The sequence below is a fragment of the Rhodococcus sp. 852002-51564_SCH6189132-a genome (assembly GCF_001665495.1).
GTDB classification, from domain to species: Bacteria; Actinomycetota; Actinomycetes; order Mycobacteriales; family Mycobacteriaceae; genus Rhodococcus; species Rhodococcus pyridinivorans.
Map to the genome: position 1 here is coordinate 94,560 of NZ_LZMJ01000066.1, position 22,894 is coordinate 117,453.

The following is a 22,894-nucleotide window of genomic DNA, read 5'->3' on the forward strand; positions in this document are numbered from 1 at the left end:
CCGTCGTCGACACCCCCGTCGGGCACGGCGATTTTTGCGATCCCCCCGAAAATTCGCACGCGCGGATGGTAGCCGATCCGGACGATTCCGCCCGGCTGTCCGCGGTCAGCGTGCGGCTTCGAATTCCACTTCGGAGAGGGAACTCTTGTTGCTTCCGCCGCTCGAGCTCAGATCGGTGATCCACACCAGCACGTGCGAAGTCTGGCCGTCCGCCTCGACCGGGATCGTGGTCTCACCGGAAGCCAGTGTGCCCGAACCGATCACCTGCGTCTGATCGAGCGACGTCGACTCGGACGGTGCGCTGCGCACCTCGACGACCGTGCCCGGCGTGTCGGTGGTGACCTTCACCGCGGACAGTTCCGACGCGTCGGCGAGCGTGAACAGAAGTCCGACACCGTTCTTCAGCGACGGGAACGGATCGAAGTAGGCATCGGTGCTCCACGAGGTGGACGGATCACCGTCGATCGCCTGCGACGCGGTGGCGGGCGAATCGGGTGTGCCCTGAGGCGAGAACACCGACACGGAGGTCGCGGAGACCGGAGCGCTCGCCGCCGGTCGCGGCGGCGCGGCCTCGACCTGCTCGTCGCCCGCCCCCTCCTCGGCGGGTGCCTCGGCAGTGGGAGTCAGACCGAACTCCTGACTCGTCAGCGGAGCATCGTCGGCATCGCCGGCGAGCAGGTTCGCGATCCACCATCCGATGAGCGCGAGCAACAGCACCGTCGTGGCACCGAGCGCGGCCAGGGCGATGAGCATCCGCTGCGAATGTTTCTTCTTCTGTTCCAGCGCTTCGGGATCCGCGAGTGCATGCGTCTCCGAGGCGGCAGCGCGCTGCCCGATCCGCAGTGCCGGGATCATCTCGGTCTTCTGATCGACGACCGACGCCTGGTCGAGGATGTGCTGCACGGTCGCGGCGGTCCGGATACCGCCGTCCTCGGACAGGGCACGCACCGCGACCGCCGAGATCTCGAACGGCACATCGGGACGCAGGACGCGCGGCTCCACCGGCACACCGTCCTTGCGGTCGGGCTCCGGCATTCCGCCGACGGTGGCACCGCTGTGGTGCGGGACGGGAACGCCGCCCGGAGCCGATGGCTCACCGAGCGGCCACCGTCCGGTGATGAGTCCGTACAGGCTCGCGCCGAGACCGCGCACGTCGGACATCGCGTCGGAATCGGAGAAGGTCGCGGGGAAGGCCAGCACGGCGTCACCCGCCACGCTGATGCGGATGCGATCCGGGTGGTCGATCGACAGGGCACTGCCCGCACGGTGCGACGCCTCGGCGGCGGCCGCGAGCGCGCGGATCGCGCGTGCTGCACCGATCGGCGACGGCTCGGTGGTGGACATCTCCTTCAGCGACCGGCCGGGAGTCCACTCCGAGATGACGATGCCGCCCGAGCTGCCGCGCACCACGTCGAGGACGCGGGCGAGTCCGGGCGAATTGATACGACCGAGGCGCAGGGTGCGCGAGAGCACGGCCTGCGGCGAGTCGGGGCCGGTGCCGTCGGCCGCGCGCTGTTCCGCGTCGACGAAGGTCAGCGCGACCTCGCGATCGAGCTTGACGTCGAGTGCCTGCCAGAAACGCAGACCGCGCGCGCCTCCGTGCGGGGCGAGCAGACGGTAGCGACCACCGGCGACCGAGGCACCGGCGATGAGATCGGGGCCGCGCATCGGACGGCGCGGCTGGGAGGCCGGGCCCGCGACACGCACCGGCGGGAGCTGCGGGGATCCGACGGGGATGACACCCGTGTCGAGGTTCGGATCGCGCGGCGGGCGCTTGCCGTCCTTGTCGGCAGACTTCTGCCGTGCGGCGGCATCGATGGTGGACTTGCCGGCAGCGTGGTCGTCGCTCACCCTCACTCCTTCGTTGTCGACTCGTCCACTTCCGGTGTGCAGACGCGGGTCGCCGCTGGGGGCCGCGAAGAACCGTGGTCGACGGCTCCCGGACCGTACCTGCTGCTGATCAGGGTACGGGAGTTGTCCGTGCGCATTGCTGCGACCGGGCACGTCCCTGATGGCGGGCATGACCTCTGTGATGGCGTCATAAGGTCCGACGCCGTACTCGCCGTAGTCGATACGCGGCAGGATGACGGTCTTCTCGGCATCCGATTCGGCGTAGCGCGGACGCGGGACGGGGGCGGGAGCCGGCGCCTCGTCGGAGGTGGTTCCGGTCTCGGGTCCGGAGGGGGCCTCCTCGACCGGGGCGGTGCCGCGCAGTGCCGCGACCTTCCGTCGCACGGCCGCTTCGATCGCGAGGATCTCGGGCACCTTGAGCAGGTACATCCCGACCAGCGCGACGAGCACCATGAGCACACCGTTGAGCCCGACCCGCACGAGCGAGCCGATGCCCCCGAAGCGGTCGGCAAGGACGTCGAGTTGCAGGAGACGGTCGGTGACGAGCACGACAATCGCCGCGGCGAGCGACGCGAGCACGACGTGCCAGACGGTGCGTCCGACGTTCGCCATCTGCAGGTCGCCGAGTGTGCGGTGCAGCAGATAGCCGCCGATGAACGCTCCGACGGTGAACGCGACGCCCGTGGCCGCGCCGAGGAGCAGCACCACCTGCTCGTCGTTCGCCGCGACGACGGGCGCCAGCGCGGACAGGCCGATCTTGACGGCGGTGATGCCGAGGATGATCCAGGTGGGGGTCCAGGCCTGTTCCCTGGCATAGAACACGCGCAGGTGGATGAGCACCAGCGCGTACGGGATGAGCGTGAACGCCGACCAGCTCACCGCCTGGCCGAGGCGTTCGGCGTTGCTGCCGCCGAAGTTGCCGTAGCCGTACAGCGCGGCGCCGACCTGCGAACCCGCGATCGTCAGGAAGGTGACGATCGGGATGAGCGAGATCATGGTGAGGCGGGTCGCGACGGACAGGTCGTCGACGACGGCCGGGGTGTCGTCCGCGGCGGCGTTGCGACTCAGGCGCGGCATGATCGCGGTGAGCACGGTGACCCCGAGGACGCCGTAGGGCAGCTGCAGCAGCAGCCACGCGTTGTTGTAGATCGCGGGACCTGCCTCGTCGGCGCCTGACGACACACGCGTGGCGAAGACCATCCCGGCCTGGCTGATCAGCACGTACAGCACGATCGCGGCGGCCATGCCACCGAACTGCCGGAGCCGGTCGTCGAGACCCCACAACGGCCTGAGATTGATGCCTTCGCGGCGCAGCGCGGGTACCAGGCACATCGCCTGCGTGATGACGCCGAGCAGCACGCCGATGCCGAGGACGAGCAGTTTCGGATCGCTCATCCGCACCGGATCGAGCGTGATCTCGCCCGGCATCAGGTAGTAGATCACCAGCACGGTGAGCACCACGAGGTTGTTGCACACCGGGGCCCAGGCGCCCGGCTTGAACACCTGCCGGGTGTTGAGGATGCCCGTGAACAGGCCCGACAACCCGTAGAACATGATCGCGGGCAGGAGCAGGTACGACAGCGTCGTGGTCAGCGACGTCGAGACCTTGCCGGACTCGTCGAGGAAGACGTGGGTGGTCAGGACCGGGGCCGCGGCCACCGCGAGAACGGTCGCCGTGCCGAGCAGCACCAGCGCCGCGGTGAACAGTCGCCGGACGAAGGCCTCACCGCCGTCGGGGTCCTCCCGCTCGGCCCGCACCAGCACCGGCACGACGATCGAGGTCAGGACGGCGCCGAGCACCAGCTCGGAGATCATGTTGGGGATCTGGTGCGCCACGGTGAAGGACGACGCGACGCTCGCACCGAGCAGGGTCAGGATGAGCAGCTGCTTGAGGAAGCCGGTGATGCGGCTGACCAGGGTCGCCACGGCGATGGAGCCGGTCGCCGCGAGCAGGCTCTGCGGCCTGCGGCGACCCGCACCGGCACCCGTGACGTCCGGTGAGGTGGTGGGAGAGTCCGACGGTCCCGGGTTCGGGTGTGTCTCCACGTCGTCCCGTGTGGAGTTCCCGGTCATTTCTCATACCCTTCGTCGGCTGGATCCGGCTCTCCCCGGAACCGGTGCAGAAGTCGCCTGCCCGCCAGGAACAGCAGGAGGGCTCCCGCACATCCCGTGACGACGGCGAGGATCTGGCCGTACGCATTGGAACGTACCGTCACCGTCGTCGAGCTGCCGAGAGGCAGGCCGGAGTCGGTGGTGAGTGCGAACTCCAACCGGAGGTTCCGCGAGTCGCTGATCTGAGCCGGCACCGTGAGGGTGCGGCTGCCGCGCGGCGGGAGCTGGGTCGGCCCGATATCGGTGATGTCCACCGTGTCGGGCGCGTCCACCTGCAGTCGCACGGTGATGCCCACGGGCAGGTCGTTGCGCGCGGTGAGCAGCAGCGGACTCTGTTCGGACGTCAGGGTGTAGACACCGCCGGTCGAGATGACCGTCACGGCGTCGTAGATGTCGTCGACGGCCTCCCGCACCTCGGAGGCGCGGTGCTCGCCGGTCGCGTAGGCACCGTCGGCGTCGGCACCGCGACGACCGGCCAGGCTCATCGCGCGCAGCAGGTCCTCGCGCAGCGGGGCGGTGAACTGCTGCGGGGTGAGCTGGGCCTGCGGGTCCTCGACCAGCGCCGTCTGGATCGCGTCGAGGCGGCCGATCTGTTCCTCGGCCTCGGACACGACCGCCGCGGAGGCGCCGTCGGTGATCGCCTGCTCGGGATAGACCAGCATCGAGGCCGTCGGGTCGTTCGCGGTGTTCGCGGCCGCGTCGACGAGCGCGGCGAGCGGTCGCGGCGTGGTCAGGCCCGAGCGGACGAGCGTGGAGAGCATCGACAGCACGGAGACGGCGTCGTCGGGCGATGCCGACCAGTTCTGCGGCGGCGCGAACAGCACCGATCGGCCCGCGGCCGGCAGTGCCGCCCCGGTGACCTCGCTGACCGTCGGCACCATGGCCGGCCAGGCCAGCGCGCCGAGGGCGTCCTGCAGGCGGGCCGTCGAGGAATCGCGGGAGAGGTCGTAGCGCGCCGAGGAGGGGACGAAGGACGGCGTCTGCGGGTCGGTGCCCATCCCGGCCAGTGCCGCGGACGCGGACGAGTCGAACAGGGCGGCGGTGAGGCCGGAGACACCGGAGATCCGGAAGCCGTTGCCGCCCGGCGCGGTGGACGGCGTCGACGACGTGCCCGCGAGCAGGGCGCGTCCGCCCTCGACGGCGTTGTCGGACACCAGAGCGGTCACCGGGCCGTCGGCGGCGAGCATCGATCCGGTCTTCTCGGTGAGTACGCCGGAGTCGGGCCACATCACGCCCGGGGTGGAGGTGACGCCGAGGATGGAGTCGACGATGGCCGCCGGTGATTCGAGCGCGGAGTCGGTCAGGGACGAGTCGGCGAGGTCGCCGAGCGCGGTCAGGTCGACCTGTGCGAACGGCACGGCCATCGTGCAGGTCGTCGCCGCGAGGGCACGCAACCGCTCGAGCCAGGCGACCGCGGCATCCGTGCCCGAGCCCGGACGCGCATCGCCGGTCGGTTCGTTCGGATCCTCGACGACGAGATAATCGCGCGTCATGTTCGCGACGGTCACGAGCAGGTCCGGGTCCACGGCCAGGCACAGTCCCTCGAGGACGCGGGGTTCGGTGCGGGCGGTGTCCTCGACGGCGCGCAGCAGACCGTCGAGCCTCCCGCCCTCGGTGAGCGAGGCCGCGAGGTCGTCGTCGACCAGGCGTACCGGCTCGGTGCCGGAACCGGCCACGCCGGCGGCGAGCCTCGGCCGATCGGCCAGTGGCCACAGCATCGTGACCGCGGCGGGGCGGGACACGTCGGGCGGTACGGCGGGGAACGCTTTCTCCTCGCGGTCGAGCCGGCCGTCGTCGGACGAGCGGGTCGTGCCCCGCGACCCGCCGTTCCCGGTTTCGGTCTCCTCGGTGACCTCGTCGCTCGCGGGAACCGCGAGCACGGGCAGCAGGAAGCGTGCGTCGTCGAGCCGGGCCGCCCCGCCGTATTCGGGGACCCCGTTGACGTTCACCAGCAGCGGGTAGACGCCGGGAGTGTCGATGTCGAGCGACGGCACGAGATCGGAGCGCAGCGGCAGTTCGAGTTCGAAGTCGGTACGTTCGCCCTGCCCCAGCCGGTCGGCGACCTCCTCGAACTCACCGACCGTGTCGAATCCGGCCTGGTCGAGGGACAGCGAGGTGCGCAGCGCTGCGGAGTCGGAGACCACCGGTGCGCGCTGCAGCCGCACCCAGACGTCCTCGACGTCCCGGTCGCCGATGTTCGCCACCGTGCCGCGGACCGTGACGACGGACTCGCTCGTGAGAGTCACCGTCTGCGGCGTCACCTCGTCGATACTCAACTCGAGGAAGCGCGGCTCGTCGGGGTCGGTCTGGGCTGCGGCCGGATTCGCCGAGGCCGTCGGGAGAAGAGTCGTCGGCAGAAGAGGCGTCACGCCTGCCGTTGTGAGGACGAGTACGAGCACGGCGAGCACCGCGGCGCCCGCCCGGGACACCACCACCGTCATCCGCGTGGGGCCCCCGGTTCGTCGGCATCGGGGAGTCGCGTGTGGTCCATCTCGGCGATGAGCTGATCGGCGATGTCGGCGAGCTTGCGTTCGTCGGCGTACGCCAGGCGGGTCCGCAGTTCGCGCAGCGGCACCCACGCCACCTCGGTGACCTCGACGTCCGCGTCGGAGAGTTCTCCGCCGAGATAACGCAGCAGATAGTGGTGCACGGTCTTGTGGACCCGGCGGCCCTCGGTGACGAACCAGTAATCGATGCTGCCCAGCTCGGCGAGCACCGAACTGCGCACGCCGGTCTCCTCGCGGACCTCGCGCATCGCGGTTTCCTCGGCGGTCTCACCCTGCTCGATGTGGCCCTTCGGCAACGACCACAGCAGGCGTCCCCGCCGGTCGGTGCGGCCGATCAGGGCTGCGCAGAGTTTCTCGGGCGGACCACCGAGTCCGTCGACCACCAGACCTCCCGCGGAAGTCTCGCGGACGGTCCGCATGCGAGGTCCGGGCGAAGCGGACGATCCGGGCGAAGCACCGTGTGCGGTCTTCTTTGCGCCCGCGCCACGCCGCCGCGAGCTGCGGCGGTTACGGTTGGCACGTTCGGCGGGCGACACCTCATAGATAGTAGATGGACCGACGTCGGTCCCGGCTCAACCACACGAACGCGCTGCTCGGTAAGGTGCAAAGACGTGAACTCCCCCACCGCAGAAACCGACCGTCGTACCCGGCTGCTCGCCGGAGCCGAGGCCACTCTGCGCGATCTGTCCGACATCCTCGCCCCGCTGGGGGCGCGATTCGCCGAAGCCGGACACGAGCTGTATCTCGTCGGGGGCAGCGTGCGCGACGCGGTGCTCGGTCGCCTCGGCACCGACCTCGACTTCACCACCGATGCGCGTCCGGAGGTCGTGCAGGAGCTGCTGCGCGGATTCGTCGACCACCAGTGGGACACGGGTATCGACTTCGGGACCATCAGTGCGGTGAAGGGACTCGAGCAACTCGAGATCACCACCTTCCGCAGCGACGCCTACGACCGTGTCACGCGTCACCCCATCGTGAAGTACGGCACGAGTCTCGAGGACGATCTCGTGCGCCGCGACTTCACCGTCAATGCGATGGCCGTGCGGATCGGACCGGACGGTGCGGGTGAGTTCGTCGACCCGCTCGGCGGCATGGACTCCCTGCTCGCCGGCGTGCTCGACACCCCGGCGAAGCCCGAGGACTCCTTCCACGACGATCCGCTGCGCATGCTGCGCGCGGCGCGGTTCGTCTCCCAGCTCGGCTTCGCCCTCACCGAGCGCGTGCACACCGCGATCGTCTCGATGGCCGACGAGATCCTGCGGATCAGCGCCGAGCGGGTGCAGGCCGAGCTCGACAAGCTGATCCTCGGCGACTATCCGATCGAGGGCATCGACACGATGGTCGAGACCGGTCTGGCGCAGCGGGTGATCCCCGAGATCCCCGCGATGAAGCTCGAGATCGACGAGCACCACCAGCACAAGGACGTGTACTGGCACTCGCTGACCGTCCTGAAGCAGGCCATCGACCTCGAGGACGGCGATCCCGATCTCGTCCTGCGGTGGGCTGCGCTGCTGCACGACATCGGCAAGCCCGACACCAAACGCAACGAGCCGCAGGGCGGCGTCAGCTTCCACCACCACGAGGTGGTCGGAGCGAAGCTCGTGCGCAAGCGCATGCGCGCCCTCAAGTACTCGAAGCAGATGATCGAGGACGTCAGCCGTCTGGTCTTCCTGCACCTGCGCTTCCACGGCTACGGCAGGGGACAGTGGACGGATTCGGCCGTGCGCCGTTACGTGCACGACGCCGGGCCGCTGCTGCCGAAGCTCCACAAGCTGGTGCGCGCCGATTGCACGACCCGCAACAAGCGTCGGGCCGCCGCGCTGCAGGCCACCTACGACGGTCTCGAGGAACGGATCGAGCGCATCGCCGCCGAGGAGGATCTCGCCAAGGTCCGGCCCGACCTCGACGGCAACGCGATCATGGAACTGCTGGGTATCTCCGCAGGTCCGACGGTCGGCAAGGCGTGGAACTTCCTCAAGGAACTGCGGCTCGACCGCGGCCCGCTCGAGCGCGACGAGGCCGAGGCCGCGCTGCTCGAGTGGTGGGCACAGCAGCAGGAGGCCTGACTCCGAACGTCTGATCTCACATCGTCGTGACGGCGGCGTGAGCCAGATGTCACCGCGTGCTCACCGCGGGTGACGCCACCGCAACACCGCTTCTCCAGCATGGACACCGGCGTAGTCGAGACGGTGTCGAGGAGTTGCGGGATGCAGGACGAGATCACCACGGTGAAATCCACCTGCTCCTACTGCGGTGTGGGATGCGGGATGCTCCTCGACGTCGCCGTCGACCCGGAGACGGGTGACCGACGCGTGGTGAGGGCATACGGAGACAAGGATCACCCGACCAACAGAGGTCGGTTGTGCACGAAGGGCGCGACCAGCGCGGAGATGCTCGCGGTCGGGGGCCGGCTCGATACGGCGTGGATGCGTTCCGAGCGGGCGGCCGAGGTCGCCCCGCTCCCCTTCGACGATGCGATCGCCGAGACCGCGCGGCGCCTGAACGATATCGTCTCGGCCCACGGCTCCGACGCGGTGGCTCTCTACGTCTCGGGACAGATGTCGCTCGAGGCCCAGTATCTCGCGACGAAGCTCGCGAAGGGATACCTGCGCACCTCGCACATGGAATCGAACTCGAGACTGTGCATGGCCGGCGCCGCGACCGGGTACAAGCAGTCGCTCGGATCCGACGGCCCGCCCGGCTCGTACGAGGACTTCGACCGCGCCGACGTCTTCTTCGTGTCGGGTTCCAATATGGCCGACTGCCATCCCATTCTGTTCCTGCGCATGATGGATCGGGTCAAGGCGGGAGCGCGACTGATCGTCGTCGATCCGCGGCGCAGCGCGACCGCCGACAAGGCCGACCTGTTTCTGCAGATCGCGCCGGGCACCGACCTGGCGCTTCTCAACGGTCTGCTGCACCTGATCGTCGAGAACGGACACGTCGACCGCGACTTCGTCGAGAAGCACACCGACGGCTGGGACGCGATGGAGTCCTTCCTCGCCGACTACCCACCGCACGTCGTCGCCGAAGTCACCGGTCTGGCCGAGGCCGACATCCGCACCGCGGCGCAGTGGATCGGCGAGGCCGGGGAGTGGATGAGTTGCTGGACGATGGGTCTGAACCAGAGCACCCACGGCACGTGGAACACCAACGCGATCTGCAATCTGCACCTCGCGACCGGGGCGATCTCCCGCACCGGCAGCGGGCCGTTCTCCCTCACCGGCCAGCCCAACGCGATGGGCGGCCGCGAGATGGGATACATGGGACCGGGTCTGCCCGGTCAGCGCAGTGTCCTCTCCGACGACGACCGCGCGTTCGTCGAAGATCGCTGGTCGCTGCCGCGCGGCACGCTGCGCACCGAGGGCGGCGCCGGCACCGTCGACATGTTCGAGCGCATGGCCGCCGGAGAGATCAAGGCGTGCTGGATCATCTGCACCAATCCCGTGGCGTCGATCGCGAATCGGTCCACCGTTCTCGAGGCACTCGGGAAGGCCGAGCTGGTGATCGTGCAGGACGTCTATCGCGAGACCGAAACCGCTTCGTACGCAGACGTTCTCCTACCCGCAGCTCTGTGGGCCGAATCCGAGTATGTCACCGTCGGATCCGACCGTACCGTCAATCTTCTACAGCAGGCCGTCGAACCCGTCGGTGAGTCGCTGCCCGACTGGGAGATCATCGCGCGGGTCGCTCAGGAGATGGGTTTCGGCGACGCCTTCGACTATTCGAGTGCCGAGGAAATCTTCGAGGAGATCACCGGATTCGCGAATCCGCAGACCGGCTACGACCTGCGCGGCATGACCTACGATCGACTGCGGGAAGGGCCCGTGCAATGGCCGTGCCCGCCGGAGTCGGCCGCGACACGGCACCCCGTCCGCTATCTCAACGACGGGACGAGCCGGACCCCGGTGGTGCGCGAGGACGGTTCCCGTCCGCGACTGGCGTTCGCGACCCCCGACGGCCGCGCTCGTTTCTTCCCTCGCCCGCACATGCCCGCCGCGGAAATGCCGGACGACGACCACCCCTTCGTCCTGAACACCGGACGCGTCCCGCACCAGTGGCACACCCTCACCAAGACCGGGAAGGTCGAGAAACTCACCAAACTGAATCCCGGACCGTTCGTCGAGATCAATCCCGATGATGCACAGCGACTGTCGATCGTCGACGGCGACCGGGTCGAGATCGCATCGCGGCGCGGCCGGGCCGTGCTGCCGGCCGTCGTCACCGACCGGGTGCTGCCCGGGAACTGCTTCGCGCCCTTCCACTGGAACGACCTCTTCGGCGACGATCTCGCCATCAACGCCGTGACGAACGACGCCGTCGACCCGGCATCCCTGCAGCCCGAATTCAAGGTCTGCGCCGTGTCGGTGGAGAAGGTCGCGGGTGCGGTCGAACCGGTGCTCGAGAGCGGTTCGGTGCTCGACCGTCTCGAGTCTGCGCTGGGACTCGGGACGATTCCCGCACCCACCTTCGACGACGCCGAACGAGGTTATCTCGCAGGTCTTCTCGCCGGACTCAGGACGGCGGAGATCACTGCCGCGCCGACCCTTCCGCCGACCGCGCCGTTCCCGGCCGACAAGCGGGTATGGGTCGACGGACTGCTCGCCGGGATGTACGCGCACTCGGCCCCGGTTCCCGACGCGACGCCCACCGAGGCGGTGCCGGACGGGCCGGTCGTCGTGGTGGCCTGGGCGTCGCAGACGGGCAACGCCGAATCCTTCGCGGCGAGTTGCGCACAACGGCTCCGCGATGCCGGTCGGGCCGTGCGGCTGAGGGGGCTGAACGAACTCGACGTCGCCGCGCTGGCCGACATCGACGACCTCGTGGTCGTCACGAGCACCTTCGGCGACGGCGACCCACCCGACAACGGCGGGTCGTTCTGGCGGTCGCTCGCGGCGGACACCGCGCCCGAACTGAGCGGAACACGTTACGCAGTAATTGCTTTCGGCGATTCGAGCTACGACGATTTCTGCGGCTTCGGGCGCCGTGTCGATGACCGTCTGAGCACTCTCGGCGCGACCCGCCTGGCCGAGCGCGTCGACTGCGAACCCGGAGAGGACGAGCGCGCGCAGAACTGGCTCGACGCCCTCGTACCGCTGCTGGGAGGCTCGACGACCCCGGTCGCATCGGCTGCTCCCGCGGCCCCTGCCTATACCCGCAACTCGCCGCTCGTCACCCGGATCACCCGCAACATCGCACTGAGCGGTGCGGGTTCGGCGAAGGACGTGCGTCAGTTCGGATTCGAGATCTTCGATCCCGCATTCGAATACGAGGCCGGCGACGCACTCGGGGTGATGCCGACGAACGGCCCGGAGGCCGTCGACGAATGGTTGCAGGTCACCGCCCTCGACCCGGAGACCGCCGTCGAACTCGGCGACCGCCCCACCGTGCCGCTGCGCGAGGCCGCGACCCGGCACCTCGACATCACCCGGGTGACACCGGAACTGCTCCGGTTCGTGCAGAAGCAGAGCGGCAGTGCCGAACTCACGAAACTTCTGCGACCGGGCAACAAGATCGAGCTGCAGCAGTGGCTGTACGGGCGGCAGGCGATGGACGTCATCGCCGAGTACCCGTTCAAGGCGCCCTGGGACGAATGGAAGGACCTGCTCGGCCGTCTGCGTCCGCGCCTGTACTCGATCTCGTCGAGCCCGAAGACGAACCCGCGCGAGGTACAACTGACGGTGTCGGTGGTGCGCTACGAATTCGAGGGTCGCTCCCGGGCAGGTGTGTGCTCGTCGTTCCTCGCCGATCACAGCAAGGGTGTGGACATCCCGATCTTCGTGCAGCGCAACGAGCACTTCCGGCCACCGGCACCCGAGACCGACATGATCATGGTCGGTCCCGGTACGGGCATCGCACCGTTCCGCGGTTTCCTCCACGACCGTCGCGAGGCCGGGCACACGGGCCGCAACTGGTTGTTCTTCGGCGACCAGCGGTCCGAGACCGACTATCTCTACCGCGACGAGATCGAGTCGATGCACGCCGACGGTTTCCTCACCGAACTGGGACTGGCCTTCTCCCGCGACCAGCGGCAGAAGATCTATGTGCAGGACCGGATGCGCGAGCACGGGGCGCAGGTGTGGAAGTGGCTGCAGAACGGTGCCCACTTCTACGTGTGCGGCGACGCCGGACGTATGGCAAAGGATGTCGACGCGGCCCTGCGCGAGGTGGTGCAGGCGCACGGGCGGCTCGACCGCGACGACGCCGCGGCGTACGTCGAGCAGATGGCCGCCGACAAGCGGTACGTCCGCGACGTCTACTGATCTGCTTGCCGGTCCGCAGATGCGGATATAACGTGTCGTTCATGACGCATGTGCGGAGACACGCGTGACCTCGCTCCGGATCCGCGACGCCGCGTCGTTGCTGGGGGTCAGCGACGACACGGTCCGTCGCTGGATCGACCAGGGGCTGCTGCGCGCCGGCAAGGACTCCGCCGGACGCAAGACCGTCGACGGTCGCGAGCTGGCGGAGTTCGCCCGCGCTCAGGCCGATGCGGGTCCCGATCCGCTCGGGGTGGGCAGTTCCGCCCGCAACCGCTTCGTCGGGCTGGTCACGCGCGTCGTCTCCGACACCGTCATGTCGCAGGTGGAGATGCAGTGCGGCCCCCACCGCATAGTCTCGCTCATGAGCAGCGAGGCTGTGAACGAACTCGGTCTCGAGCCGGGCAGCATCGGGGTGGCCGTCGTCAAGGCGACCACCGTCATCGTCGAGACACCCGGAGCGACCGAATGAGGCGCCGGGCGCTCGCCGCGTTCGCTGCCGGTCTCACCGCTGCGGCACTGACGTCGTGCGGCACCGGTGGCAGTGACTCGGATGTCCTCACCGTCTATGCGGCGGCCTCGCTCCGGGCACCGTTCACCGAGATCGCCGAACGATTCGAGGACGCGAACCCCGGAGTGTCGGTGGAATTCTCGTTCGCCGGCTCGTCCGATCTCGAGACCCAACTCGAGCAGGGCGCACCCGCCGACGTCTTCGCCTCCGCCGACACCCGGACGATGGACGCCGCCGTCGACGCCGGACTCGTTGCCGGTGAGCCGATCCCGTTCGCGACCAACACGCTCACGATCGTCACCGAACCCGGGAACCCGAAGAACGTCACCTCGCTCGACGATCTCACCGGCGACGGTCTCTCGGTGGTCGTGTGCGCACCCCAGGTGCCGTGCGGGGCGGCCACCGAGCGACTCGAGGACACCGCCGGTGTCGAGCTCGCGCCGGTGTCCGAGGAGTCGTCGGTGACCGACGTGCTCGGCAAGATCACCTCCGGTCAGGCCGACGCCGGTCTGGTCTACGTCACGGACGCGATGGGGGCGGGCGAGAAGGTCGCCGTCGTCCCCGTCCCGGAAGCCGCAGAGATCGTCAACATCTATCCCGTTGCACCACTGTCGAATTCCCGAAATCCCGGTCGCGCCGACGCCTTCGTGCACTTCGTCACCGGCACGGGCGGTCGTGCCGTCCTGGCCGACGCAGGATTCGGTGCACCGTGACCGCGACGGGACTGCCCCGGTGGTTGTTCGTTCCCGCGGCACTCGGGTTGCTGTTCGTCGTCGTGCCCCTGGTGTCGATGCTGCTCACCGTCGACTGGACGACCTTCCCCTCGCTGGTGACATCCCCGGCGTCCCTCGACGCGCTCGTCCTGAGCCTGCGCACCTCCGCGGCGGCCACGATCCTGTGCATCCTGCTCGGCGTGCCTCTCGCAATGGTGCTGGCGCGCAGTAGCTTCCGGTGGATATCGGTGATCCGCGGGTTCGTCCTGCTGCCGCTCGTGCTGCCCCCGGTCGTGGGCGGTATCGCCCTGCTCTACACCTTCGGTCGTCGCGGACTGATCGGTGAGCACCTCGATGCGCTCGGGATCCACATCGCCTTCACCACCACCGCGGTCGTGCTCGCGCAGACCTTCGTCGCACTGCCCTTCCTCGTCACGAGTCTCGAAGGTGCGCTGCGCAGTGCGGGTTCACGCTACGAGGACGTCGCGGCGACACTCGGTGCGCGTCCCACGACGGTCTTCCGGCGCATCACCCTGCCCCTCGTGCTGCCCGGCCTGGTCTCCGGTTCGGTACTCGCATTCGCCCGCGCACTGGGCGAATTCGGCGCGACCCTCACCTTCGCCGGCAGCCTTCAGGGTGTGACGCGCACGCTGCCGCTCGAGATCTATCTGCAGCGGGAAACCGATCCCGATGCCGCCGTCGCGCTGTCGCTCGTGTTGATCCTGGTGGCCGTCGTGATCGTCGTGGCCGTGTACTCGCGGCGGAAGGACCGCCCGCTGTGAGCCTGACGGTGCGGGCCCGGGTCGCCGCACGCGATGTCGACGTCGACCTCGAGGTCGCGCAGGGTGAGATCGTCGCGGTGCTCGGCCCCAACGGAGCCGGCAAGTCGACGCTGCTGGGAGTGGTCTCCGGTCTGCTGCGTCCCGATGCGGGTCGCGTGGAACTCGACGGTCGCGTCCTCACCGATACCGCGACCGGCATCGCCGTCGCTCCGCACGACCGGTCGGTGGTGCTGCTCGCCCAGCAGGCGCTGCTCTTCCCGCACCTGACGGTCGCGGACAACGTCGAGTTCGCACCGCGCAGTGCGGGTGCGGGTCGGCGTGAGGCCCGTGTGCGCGCCGAGAGGTGGCTGCAGGAGGTCGATGCCGCAGCACTCGCCGATCGTCGTCCGCACGAGTTATCGGGTGGGCAGGCGCAACGGGTCGCACTCGCACGTGCCCTCGCGGCCGAACCGCACCTGCTTTTGCTCGACGAGCCGATGGCCGCGCTCGACGTCACCGCGACACCGGTGTTGCGGTCGTTGCTGCGACGCGTCCTGCGCGACAGTGGACGCACGGGCCTGCTCGTCACCCACGACCCGCTCGACGTGCTCGCCCTCGCCGATCGGGTGATCGTGATCGAGGCCGGGCGGATCGTCGAGGACGGGCCGGTACGCCGGGTGCTGACCCGGCCGCGCAGCGCCTTCGCCGCCCGCATCGCGGGGAGCAATCTCGTCACCGGCATCGTGCGAGCCGAGGCGCTGGAATCCGCGGACGGTCTCGTCCACGGCCGCGTCCACGACGACTGCGTCCCGGGTACGGCCGCCGTCGCCGTCTTCGCGCCGTCGGCGGTCGCCGTCTACACCGAAGCCCCGCACGGGAGCCCGCGCAACGCCCTGAGGGTGAGGATCGCGGAACTCGAGGCGCAGGGTTCGTCGGTGCTCGTGCGATCGGATACGGGTATCGCCGCGGAGATCACGACGGCGGCACTCGCCGACCTCGACGTCCATCCGGGCGACTCCGTATGGTTCGTCGTCAAGGCCACGGAGGTGGGGATCCATCCGGCCGCGCTGAGCGCGTGATCGCTACTGCCGCGTGCGGCGCACGACGAACACGGCGACGAGCCCGATCAGGTAGACGACCCCACCTGCGACGGCCAGCTCGGGTGTGCGCCCGTCGGGGTCGATGACGAAGGCCGCCACGACGATCGCGCCGAGGAAGGCGATGTTGAAGACGGTGTCCTGCAGCGCGAAGACCTGACCTCGGCGCGCGTCGTCGATATCGATCTGCATCGCGGCGTCGCCGGTGAGTTTGATGGTCTGACCGGCGAGGCCGAGCAGAAAGGCCGCGACGAGCAACGGTCCGGCCGACACGGTGGTGACGAACGCGAACTGCACGATCGCGGCGGCGATCAACCCGACTGTGACGGTGCGCGGCCGGCCCAGCCGCGGGATCAGGATCGGTGCGAGCACCGCTGCGAGGAGCATGCCGGTGGCGGTACAGGCGACCGCGACACCGAATCCGGAGAATCCCGCGAGCAGGTCGGAGCCATTCTCCTCGGCACGCAGGACGAGCACCATGATGAGCGTGTCGACGCCGAACACGATGCGGTGCGCGCCGATTCCGAGCATCGCGATCGTCACGCCAGGAGCTTCGAGGACGGCTCCTGCACCGGTCCGCAGACCCGACAGGACGGTGGGGATCACGGCCCGGGGACGTATTCCCTCGGGGCCGAGGGCATTCGCGGCGAATCCCGCTGCGGCGACCGCACCGACGAGCGAACCGCTCACTCCGAGGAGGACGGCCGTCCCGGAGCCAGTGTCGCCCGCGCCCACGAATCCTATGGTCGCGACCGCCGTGGCGGCCCCGACCGCCGAGACACCCGAACCGACCGTCGCCAGAACGGAATTGACCGGGACGAGCCACGACTGGGCGACCACGTGTGGGAGCGAGGCCGAGACGCCCGCCAGGACGAATCTGCTCACACCGACGGCGGCGAGCGCGAGCAGCATGAGTGGGGTCTGCGGTCCCCCGAGGAGCAACACGGCCGCCGCTGCCGCGATGAACACTCCGCGGAGCAGGTTGGCCCAGACGAGGACGAGGCGCCGGTCCCACCGGTCGAGCAGGGCGCCGGCGAACGGACCGATCACCGAGTACGGCAACAGCAGCACCGCGAAGCCTGCCGCGATCGTCACCGGGTCGGTGTGACGTTCGGGGTTGAACAGGATCGCCCCGCCGAGTGCGGCCTGGAACAGTCCGTCACCGAACTGGCTCGCGAACCGCACTCCGGTCAGTCGTACGAGACCCGGCGAGTTCCGCAGGGCGGTTGCGGTCGATCGCCACGCCCGCTGCCTGGACTGCTGCCCGGAGTCTCGCACAAGCACGACACTATCGGCTCCGCCACCATTCGACGGTGCGGGCGGCCGCCTCGTCGAGCGGGGTGGGCGACAGGCCGAGTACCTGTTCGGTGCGGGTCGAGTCCATGACGAACGGGGCATCGAACTGGTAGAGCATCTCGGCGAGTTCCTTCATGTCCCGGTTCACGTGGCCGCCGGCCCGCACCAGCCAGGACGGGATCGTCCCCACCGCGGGCGCGGGCAGGCCGGCCGTCCGCGTGAAGGCGGTGGCGATCTCGCGCTGTGCCACGGCCGGTCCGGTGGGTGCGTGGATCACGGTGTTCCACACGGTCGGCTCCCCCGCTGCCGCGATCATCGCCGCGGCCAGGTCGGGAACGTAGGTGAACGAATGCGGGACGTCGGCCGAGCCGAGCACCCGCACCTTCTTCCCGGCGAGCACGGTGGGCACCATGCGTTCGCCGGCCATCGCGTTCAGTACCCGCGGACCGAAGAAGTCCGACGCGACCACGCTCACCGTCGGTGCGCGATGCGCTGCCCGGGCGGCGAGGAGCTGCCGTCGGACCCCGCGCTTGCCGGTGTCGGCCTCGCGGGGCGAGTCCTCGGTCATGACCCGGTCGGGTTCGCTGTACGAGTAGAGGCTCTCGGGGAAGACGACGACCGTCTTCTCCGACAGGTTCGCGGCGGCGTCGAGAACGACCCGCTCGGCGACGGGGAGTTCGCGTGCCCACACGTCGGCGCGGTAGGCCGACCCGTGGACGCACATGTACACCGCGTCGGCAACAAGTCCGTCTTCGTCGACGAGTGCTGCGGCCGCGGCCTCGGGATCCGTGACGTCGACACGCAGGCGTTCGATGCCCGCGCGTTCCGGTCCACTGCCCGATCGGGTGAGAACGCGCACGCGATGTCCTTGTGCGGCAATCTGTTCGGCGACGGTCCAGCCGACGGGTCCGGCTCCTGCGACCACCTGGAGATGCGACATGATTCCTCGCTTCGGAAAAGTGTGAGCACTGCTCTCTGATGACGTCAGACGATCCTCCGTGCAGCCGCGCTTGTCAAGAGCAGTGCTCTCATTTGTTGACGGTGCTCTCTGTTCGACGGCAGAATGGTCCGGTGACGACACCACGGGCGCGCGCACGCGCACAGACGATGGCCGACATCCTCCGGATCGGCCGCGAGCATCTCGGCACCCACGGAGCGGCGGCGCTGTCGCTGCGTGCCGTCGCCCGAGACCTGGGCGTCGTCTCCTCCGCCGTCTACCGCTACGTCTCGAGCCGCGACGAGCTGCTCACCCTGCTCGTCGTCGACGCCTACGACGAACTCGGCGACAGTGTCGACCGTGCCGTCGACGCAGTCGACCCCTCCGATCACCGCGAACGGTTTCTCACCCTCGGCCGGGCGGTGCGCTCGTGGGCGCTGGCCGAACCGGCCCGCTACGGGTTGCTGTTCGGCAGTCCGGTGCCCGGTTACGCTGCCCCGGCCGAGCGCACCACCGCACCCGGTATCCGCGTGGTCCTGCGACTGGCCCGGATCGTGGACGAGGCCCACGCCGCGGGTGTATTGGACGACACGGCCGCTGCCCCACCTCCGGAGAGCCTGGGGGAACCGCTGGGCCGGATCCGGGACGAGTTCTCCCTCACGGCCCCGGATTCCGTACTGGCACGCGGTCTCTGGGTGTGGCCGTCGTTGTTCGGGTCCGTGAGCTTCGAGGTCTTCGGGCAGTACGGCCCCGACACTTTTCCGGACCGCGAGGTCCTGTTCGAACATCATCTCGCCCTGTTGGCACAGACCGTCGGGTTCCACCCCACGCGCCGGTGACGGCGGTGACAGAATGGCTGACGTGGCGCAGCATCAGGACGAACCCGAGGACCGCACCGCACCCTCGACACCCAGGGTGCGGGCCGGAAGCCTGCTCGTCTCCGCCACCGATCTCACCGAGCCGACCTTCCGCCGCACCGTCGTCTACATCATCGAGCACACCGATGCCGGCAGCTTCGGTGTCGTCCTGAACCGCATCAGCGACACCTCCGTCGACGCCATGCTGCCGCAATGGTCGTGGCTCGCCGCCGAACCGAAGACCCTGTTCGTAGGCGGTCCCGTCCACCGCAGTTCGGCGCTGTGCCTCGGCACGCTGCGGGTGGGGGCCGACATCACCGACGTCCCCGGCATCCGCCACGTCGACGGCCGAGTGGTGATGATCGACCTCGATGTCGATCCCGGGCACATCGCCCACTACGTCGAGGGTGTGCGGATCTTCGCGGGATACGCGGGGTGGAGCGCAGGTCAGCTCGACGGCGAACTACGCAACGACGACTGGATGGTGGTCTCGGCACTGCCCACCGATGTGCTCGCCCCCGCGCACCTCGACGTGTGGGCGAGGGTGCTGCGCCGGCAGCCGCTGCCGATGGCGTTGCTCGCGACGCACCCCATCGAGGTCGAGCGCAACTGAGCCCCCTCGGGCGACCGGGACCGGTCAGCGGGCGTCGGCGAGAGTGTTGAGCGCGCCGGCCATCTCCTCGGCCCTCGTTGCGGTCACGGTGAATTCGTGTCCCGAGGCCGTGGTCACCACGACGGCAGGCCCGGTGCGCGTGACCAGGCCGTACCGCTTGCCGCCCTTGACCCGCAGGCCCCAGCCGCCCCAGTCCTGGAACGGGCGGGTCTCGGTGACCTTCGCCCCGACGATCTCGTCGAGGTCGTATCCGAGCGCGTCGGTGGCCAGATTCGACACCCGGATCCCGTCCGCGTCGACCACCACGGTGTAGCGGAGCAGACCCAGCACGAGCAGAGCGACGGGCGCGATCAAACCCAGCGGCCACCAGCTCTGCGTCGCACCGCACACGACGAGCGCGGGGATCAGGACGAGCAGCGACAGTCCCGCCGTCGTGCCCACACCGGTGCCCACCTGCTCGACGATCGGCAGTTCGGCACGACCGCGCGGCAGCGCCGGATCCGGAGCGGCGGTCGCCGCCTTCCGCTCCCGACCGTCGCGCAGGAGCCGTCCCCCGAACCAGCCCACCGCGATACCCACCCACATGCCGAGCACCGCCGGCCAGCCCTCCAACGCGGCCTGCGTGGCGTCGGTCGTGTCGAGCTGCCCCGCGAGACCGGCCAGGAACAGTGCGGTGATCGTGCCGGTGACCCCGAGACCGATCGCGAGCATGTAGCGACGCATGAGCAGTTGCGCCTGCGCGATCGCGGCGATCGCGCAGCACCCTCCCCCGACGAGCACGATCAGCAGGGCGGCGGTCCACGCCGAGGTCATGGGTGGTCCGAACGAATCGGGTGTCGTGCCCGACCAGTGCGTGGCGATCTCCTCGGGCAATCGTGGGATCCACGAGCGGGTGAGCACGAGTACGGCCACGGCACACAGCAACGGAACGGCCAGTCCGAGCAGCGCACCGACGGGGTCGACCTGACGCGTCGTCATGGGGTCAGCCTAGGGTGCGGGCCTCCACCGGCGCCGTCCTCGTTCCGCTCTCGTCGAACCATCCGTCGGGTCGCAGGTCGCCACCGAACCGGGGCATGTACTCGGTACACGCGAGTCGCGAGACGAGGCTGCGCCGGCTGTTCACACCGGTCTTGGTGAAGATGTTCTTCAGGTGGTCCTGCACGGTGTACGGGCTGATGAACAACCGACTCGCGATCTCGTTGCGAGACCGTCCGGCGAGCACTTCGACGAGTACCTCCGATTCGCGTGGCGTCAGACCGTAGGCGGCGGTGACCAGGGCGACGACCTCGGGCAGGCGTGCCCGCTCGAAGGTCATGACGACGCGGCCGGTCTCGTCGAAGATCGCGGCGCGCAGTACGAGCCATTCGCCGTCGAGGGTGCGGACACGCACATCCGCGGGCACGGGTCGTGTTCTACGGACCTGACGGGCGATCACATGCGCCGGTCCGGGGCGCCCCCGAGCGGGACTCTCCCAGCCGAGGCGTTCGAAGAAGATCATCGCTGCGGCAGTGACGGAATCGAATTCGTCGTCCGCCCCGATTACCACCACGGCCGGACCCGAGCATTCGCAGGCGGTGCCCTCGACGACCGTGTTCCGTGTTCGTGCGGATGCGTGCCGGATCAACGTGGTGCGGAATCCGTTCGCGATGTCGTCGAGAACGTCGTCGAGCATCGTGAGTTCGGCGTCGGAGAAACCTCGGCCCGACGCGCGGAGCAGATCACCGACACCCCAGCACCGACGGTCTCCGTCCCGGAAGACCAGCTGCACTTCGTGTCCCATGCCCAGATGCGACACGAGTTCGAGATACCGCCTGTTGCCGTATCCCGGTCCGCGGCCGGAGGGTTCTTCGATCCGCCGCACTCCGGACCGGTGCTGCATGAGCGCGTAGAGGCTGTCCGGATCGAGGTCCGGACCGTACTCGAACTCGATCGACAATCGGAGTACCTCGGCTGGGTCGTCGAGGCCGCGGGTGGTGAAGCCGGTGGGAACCCCGACGGCCGGGTCCACGGGTGCGACACAACCACCGTCGTACGGAATGAAAGCGCCGAGCACATCCATCACGAACTCGCGAAACTGCGCCCCGTCCGCAGCCGCGGATGCTGCGTCGTGGATGCCTGCCCTCAACCGCTGTGCAGAGCGCATATCCCGAAGTATCCCCCTCGAATGTGGGATTGAGAACACCTCACGCGGCGACGAGGCTCCATGGACACGGGGACATTCATACGGAAGTCGAGGTACCCGCCATGACCACCACTCACGCCACGCCGTTGTCCGCCGAGGATCTGGAGGTCGTGCATCTGATCCACTCCGCTCTACGCCGGGACACCGAACGTCTCGCCGACTTCGCACAGAAGTGGCGGACCGCCGATCCCGGCACGCACGATGCGCTGCTCCTCGGCTGGCACGGATTCAGCACCGAACTGCACACGCACCACTCCGTCGAGGACGTCTACGTCTGGCCGTTCATGCGGCCACGCCTCGCACACGATGCGGGGGCGATGGAGGTGCTCGATGCGATGGAGGCCGAACATTCCGTGATCGACCCGGCGTTGGCGGAGATCGAGGCTGTGCTCGACGACCGGGAGACGGCGACCGAGCGGCTCGGCGGTCTGCTCGACGGTCTCGTCACGTCGCTGGGTGCTCACCTCGCGCACGAGGAACGGGACGCCTTCCCGCTGATCGAACAATCCATCACCAAGGAGGAATGGCACGACATCTCGATGCGGGCGTTCGCGCAACTGGACAAGCGCGAGGTCTCCGAAATGCTGCCCTACCTCTTCGAGGGAGCACCGAAGGACCGCGTGGCCGTCGTGCTGAAGAGTCTCCCGGTACCGGTGCGGGTGCTCAACCGGTTCTGGTGGACACCGCGCTACGCACGGGAGCGCCGCTGGGCGTGAGGACTGCCGGTGGGAGGACCGTCAGGCGGTCGGCTCGCACGCCCCGCGCAGGCTGCACGCCCCGCACGAGGTACCGCAGCCGGCTGTCTCCTCCGGCTTCGTCGCCGCAGCGACCCGCGCTGCGACGGATCCGCCGGCTCCGGCGGTGATCAGGGCGGCCACCACGGTGACGACGACTGCGATGATCCCGGCGACGGTGGGCAGCGTCAGCGACGCGACACCACCGAGGGCGAGGAGCACCGCGGACCCGAGCATGCTGGGTGCGGCAACCTTGTTGGCCAGGGCGAACGCCTCGTCGTCACGCAGCGCGTCGGGGGTGCGCACACCGGCCCAGCGGTTGCGCGGGAGCTTGCCGGTCAGTGCCGCGACACCCACCGCGCCGACGACGAGAGCGAGCACGAAGAGCAGGACAGCGACGATGAGCACCCGACCAGGATACGCGGCCGGTGGTGCCACCGGTCTGCGCGGGTGCGGGCACGTT

At 69.1% G+C, this 22,894-nt stretch carries 17 protein-coding genes; 9 read left to right on the forward strand and 8 right to left on the reverse strand.

What is annotated here, in order from left to right; genetic code table 11:
* Positions 1–105: 105 nt before the first annotated feature.
* Genes murJ through A5767_RS16030 form a run of 3 tightly spaced genes read right to left on the reverse strand, consistent with a single transcriptional unit; the run spans position 106 to position 7,006 of the window.
* Positions 106–3,924: a murein biosynthesis integral membrane protein MurJ gene (murJ, locus tag A5767_RS16020; RefSeq protein ID WP_064852677.1), complete on the reverse strand. Its 3,819-nt coding sequence runs from the start codon at positions 3,922–3,924 to the stop codon at positions 106–108.
* Positions 3,921–6,404: a DUF6049 family protein gene (locus tag A5767_RS16025; protein ID WP_082937717.1), complete on the reverse strand. Its 2,484-nt coding sequence runs from the start codon at positions 6,402–6,404 to the stop codon at positions 3,921–3,923. Before A5767_RS16025 ends, murJ begins: the two co-directional genes overlap by 4 nt.
* Positions 6,401–7,006 (reverse strand): NUDIX hydrolase, encoded by a 606-nt coding sequence (locus A5767_RS16030; RefSeq protein ID WP_033098068.1) that lies wholly within the window; start codon positions 7,004–7,006, stop codon positions 6,401–6,403. Before A5767_RS16030 ends, A5767_RS16025 begins: the two co-directional genes overlap by 4 nt.
* Before the next feature lie 75 nt (positions 7,007–7,081).
* Between A5767_RS16030 and A5767_RS16035 the strand changes: the two genes are divergently transcribed.
* The 6 genes from A5767_RS16035 to A5767_RS16060 all read left to right on the forward strand — a co-directional run bounded on the left by A5767_RS16035 (position 7,082) and on the right by A5767_RS16060 (position 15,794).
* Positions 7,082–8,536 carry a CCA tRNA nucleotidyltransferase gene (locus tag A5767_RS16035; RefSeq protein WP_019290485.1) on the forward strand — a complete coding sequence of 485 codons (1,455 nt, stop codon included), beginning with the start codon at positions 7,082–7,084 and terminating at the stop codon, positions 8,534–8,536.
* Between the two features lie 141 nt (positions 8,537–8,677).
* Positions 8,678–12,733: a bifunctional nitrate reductase/sulfite reductase flavoprotein subunit alpha gene (locus A5767_RS16040; protein WP_064852678.1), complete on the forward strand. Its 4,056-nt coding sequence runs from the start codon at positions 8,678–8,680 to the stop codon at positions 12,731–12,733.
* A 64-nt stretch (positions 12,734–12,797) separates the two neighbouring features.
* Positions 12,798–13,202 carry a TOBE domain-containing protein gene (locus tag A5767_RS16045; RefSeq protein WP_064852679.1) on the forward strand — a complete coding sequence of 135 codons (405 nt, stop codon included), beginning with the start codon at positions 12,798–12,800 and terminating at the stop codon, positions 13,200–13,202.
* A complete protein-coding gene (gene modA, locus A5767_RS16050; RefSeq protein WP_064852680.1) occupies positions 13,199–13,954 on the forward strand; it encodes a molybdate ABC transporter substrate-binding protein in 756 nt (251 codons plus the stop codon). Before A5767_RS16045 ends, modA begins: the two co-directional genes overlap by 4 nt.
* On the forward strand, positions 13,951–14,736 hold the full coding sequence (locus tag A5767_RS16055) for an ABC transporter permease (protein WP_033098065.1): 786 nt from the start codon (positions 13,951–13,953) through the stop codon (positions 14,734–14,736). Before modA ends, A5767_RS16055 begins: the two co-directional genes overlap by 4 nt.
* The gene (locus tag A5767_RS16060; protein WP_064852681.1) at positions 14,733–15,794 is read left to right on the forward strand and encodes a sulfate/molybdate ABC transporter ATP-binding protein; all 1,062 of its coding nucleotides are present in this window, start codon (positions 14,733–14,735) and stop codon (positions 15,792–15,794) included. The genes A5767_RS16055 and A5767_RS16060 overlap by 4 nt, the downstream gene beginning before the upstream one ends.
* 3 nt (positions 15,795–15,797) lie before the next feature.
* Here the strand turns inward: A5767_RS16060 and A5767_RS16065 are convergent, their stop codons facing one another.
* Complete coding sequence (locus A5767_RS16065) at positions 15,798–17,090, reverse strand: MFS transporter (RefSeq protein ID WP_064852682.1); 1,293 nt, start codon at positions 17,088–17,090, stop codon at positions 15,798–15,800.
* 10 nt (positions 17,091–17,100) lie between these two features.
* Positions 17,101–18,048, reverse strand: coding sequence for an NAD-dependent epimerase/dehydratase family protein (locus tag A5767_RS16070; RefSeq protein ID WP_064852683.1), 948 nt, complete (start codon positions 18,046–18,048; stop codon positions 17,101–17,103).
* Between the two features lie 167 nt (positions 18,049–18,215).
* Between A5767_RS16070 and A5767_RS16075 the strand changes: the two genes are divergently transcribed.
* Both A5767_RS16075 and A5767_RS16080 read left to right on the forward strand, forming a co-directional pair.
* Positions 18,216–18,884, forward strand: a complete 669-nt coding sequence (locus tag A5767_RS16075) for a TetR/AcrR family transcriptional regulator (RefSeq protein ID WP_019290493.1) — start codon at positions 18,216–18,218, stop codon at positions 18,882–18,884.
* A 13-nt stretch (positions 18,885–18,897) separates the two neighbouring features.
* Positions 18,898–19,515: a YqgE/AlgH family protein gene (locus A5767_RS16080; protein WP_019290494.1), complete on the forward strand. Its 618-nt coding sequence runs from the start codon at positions 18,898–18,900 to the stop codon at positions 19,513–19,515.
* Between the two features lie 24 nt (positions 19,516–19,539).
* On the opposite strand, the gene A5767_RS16085 is transcribed toward A5767_RS16080, so the two are convergent.
* Entirely contained in the window at positions 19,540–20,493 is a 954-nt protein-coding gene (locus tag A5767_RS16085; RefSeq protein ID WP_064852684.1) for a DUF1648 domain-containing protein, read from the reverse strand.
* 4 nt (positions 20,494–20,497) lie between these two features.
* Positions 20,498–21,658 carry a helix-turn-helix transcriptional regulator gene (locus A5767_RS16090; RefSeq protein WP_033098062.1) on the reverse strand — a complete coding sequence of 387 codons (1,161 nt, stop codon included), beginning with the start codon at positions 21,656–21,658 and terminating at the stop codon, positions 20,498–20,500.
* A 101-nt stretch (positions 21,659–21,759) separates the two neighbouring features.
* Here A5767_RS16090 and A5767_RS16095 point away from each other — a divergent pair, with 101 nt between their 5' ends.
* Positions 21,760–22,413, forward strand: a complete 654-nt coding sequence (locus tag A5767_RS16095; protein ID WP_006550878.1) for a hemerythrin domain-containing protein — start codon at positions 21,760–21,762, stop codon at positions 22,411–22,413.
* A 21-nt stretch (positions 22,414–22,434) separates the two neighbouring features.
* On the opposite strand, the gene A5767_RS16100 is transcribed toward A5767_RS16095, so the two are convergent.
* Positions 22,435–22,839: an SdpI family protein gene (locus A5767_RS16100; protein WP_016691037.1), complete on the reverse strand. Its 405-nt coding sequence runs from the start codon at positions 22,837–22,839 to the stop codon at positions 22,435–22,437.
* Positions 22,840–22,894: the final 55 nt, after the last annotated feature.

Bases quoted from the DNA above. Each gene is read 5' to 3' on its own strand.
- murJ (WP_064852677.1), bottom strand. From the start codon at position 3,924: ATGACCGGGAACTCCACACGGGACGACGTGGAGACACACCCGAACCCG.
- A5767_RS16025 (WP_082937717.1), bottom strand. From the start codon at position 6,404: ATGACGGTGGTGGTGTCCCGGGCGGGCGCCGCGGTGCTCGCCGTGCTC.
- A5767_RS16040 (WP_064852678.1), top strand. From the start codon at position 8,678: ATGCAGGACGAGATCACCACGGTGAAATCCACCTGCTCCTACTGCGGT.
- modA (WP_064852680.1), top strand. From the start codon at position 13,199: ATGAGGCGCCGGGCGCTCGCCGCGTTCGCTGCCGGTCTCACCGCTGCG.
- A5767_RS16070 (WP_064852683.1), bottom strand. From the start codon at position 18,048: ATGTCGCATCTCCAGGTGGTCGCAGGAGCCGGACCCGTCGGCTGGACC.
- A5767_RS16075 (WP_019290493.1), top strand. From the start codon at position 18,216: ATGGCCGACATCCTCCGGATCGGCCGCGAGCATCTCGGCACCCACGGA.
- A5767_RS16080 (WP_019290494.1), top strand. From the start codon at position 18,898: ATGGCTGACGTGGCGCAGCATCAGGACGAACCCGAGGACCGCACCGCA.
- A5767_RS16085 (WP_064852684.1), bottom strand. From the start codon at position 20,493: ATGACGACGCGTCAGGTCGACCCCGTCGGTGCGCTGCTCGGACTGGCC.
- A5767_RS16090 (WP_033098062.1), bottom strand. From the start codon at position 21,658: ATGCGCTCTGCACAGCGGTTGAGGGCAGGCATCCACGACGCAGCATCC.
- A5767_RS16095 (WP_006550878.1), top strand. From the start codon at position 21,760: ATGACCACCACTCACGCCACGCCGTTGTCCGCCGAGGATCTGGAGGTC.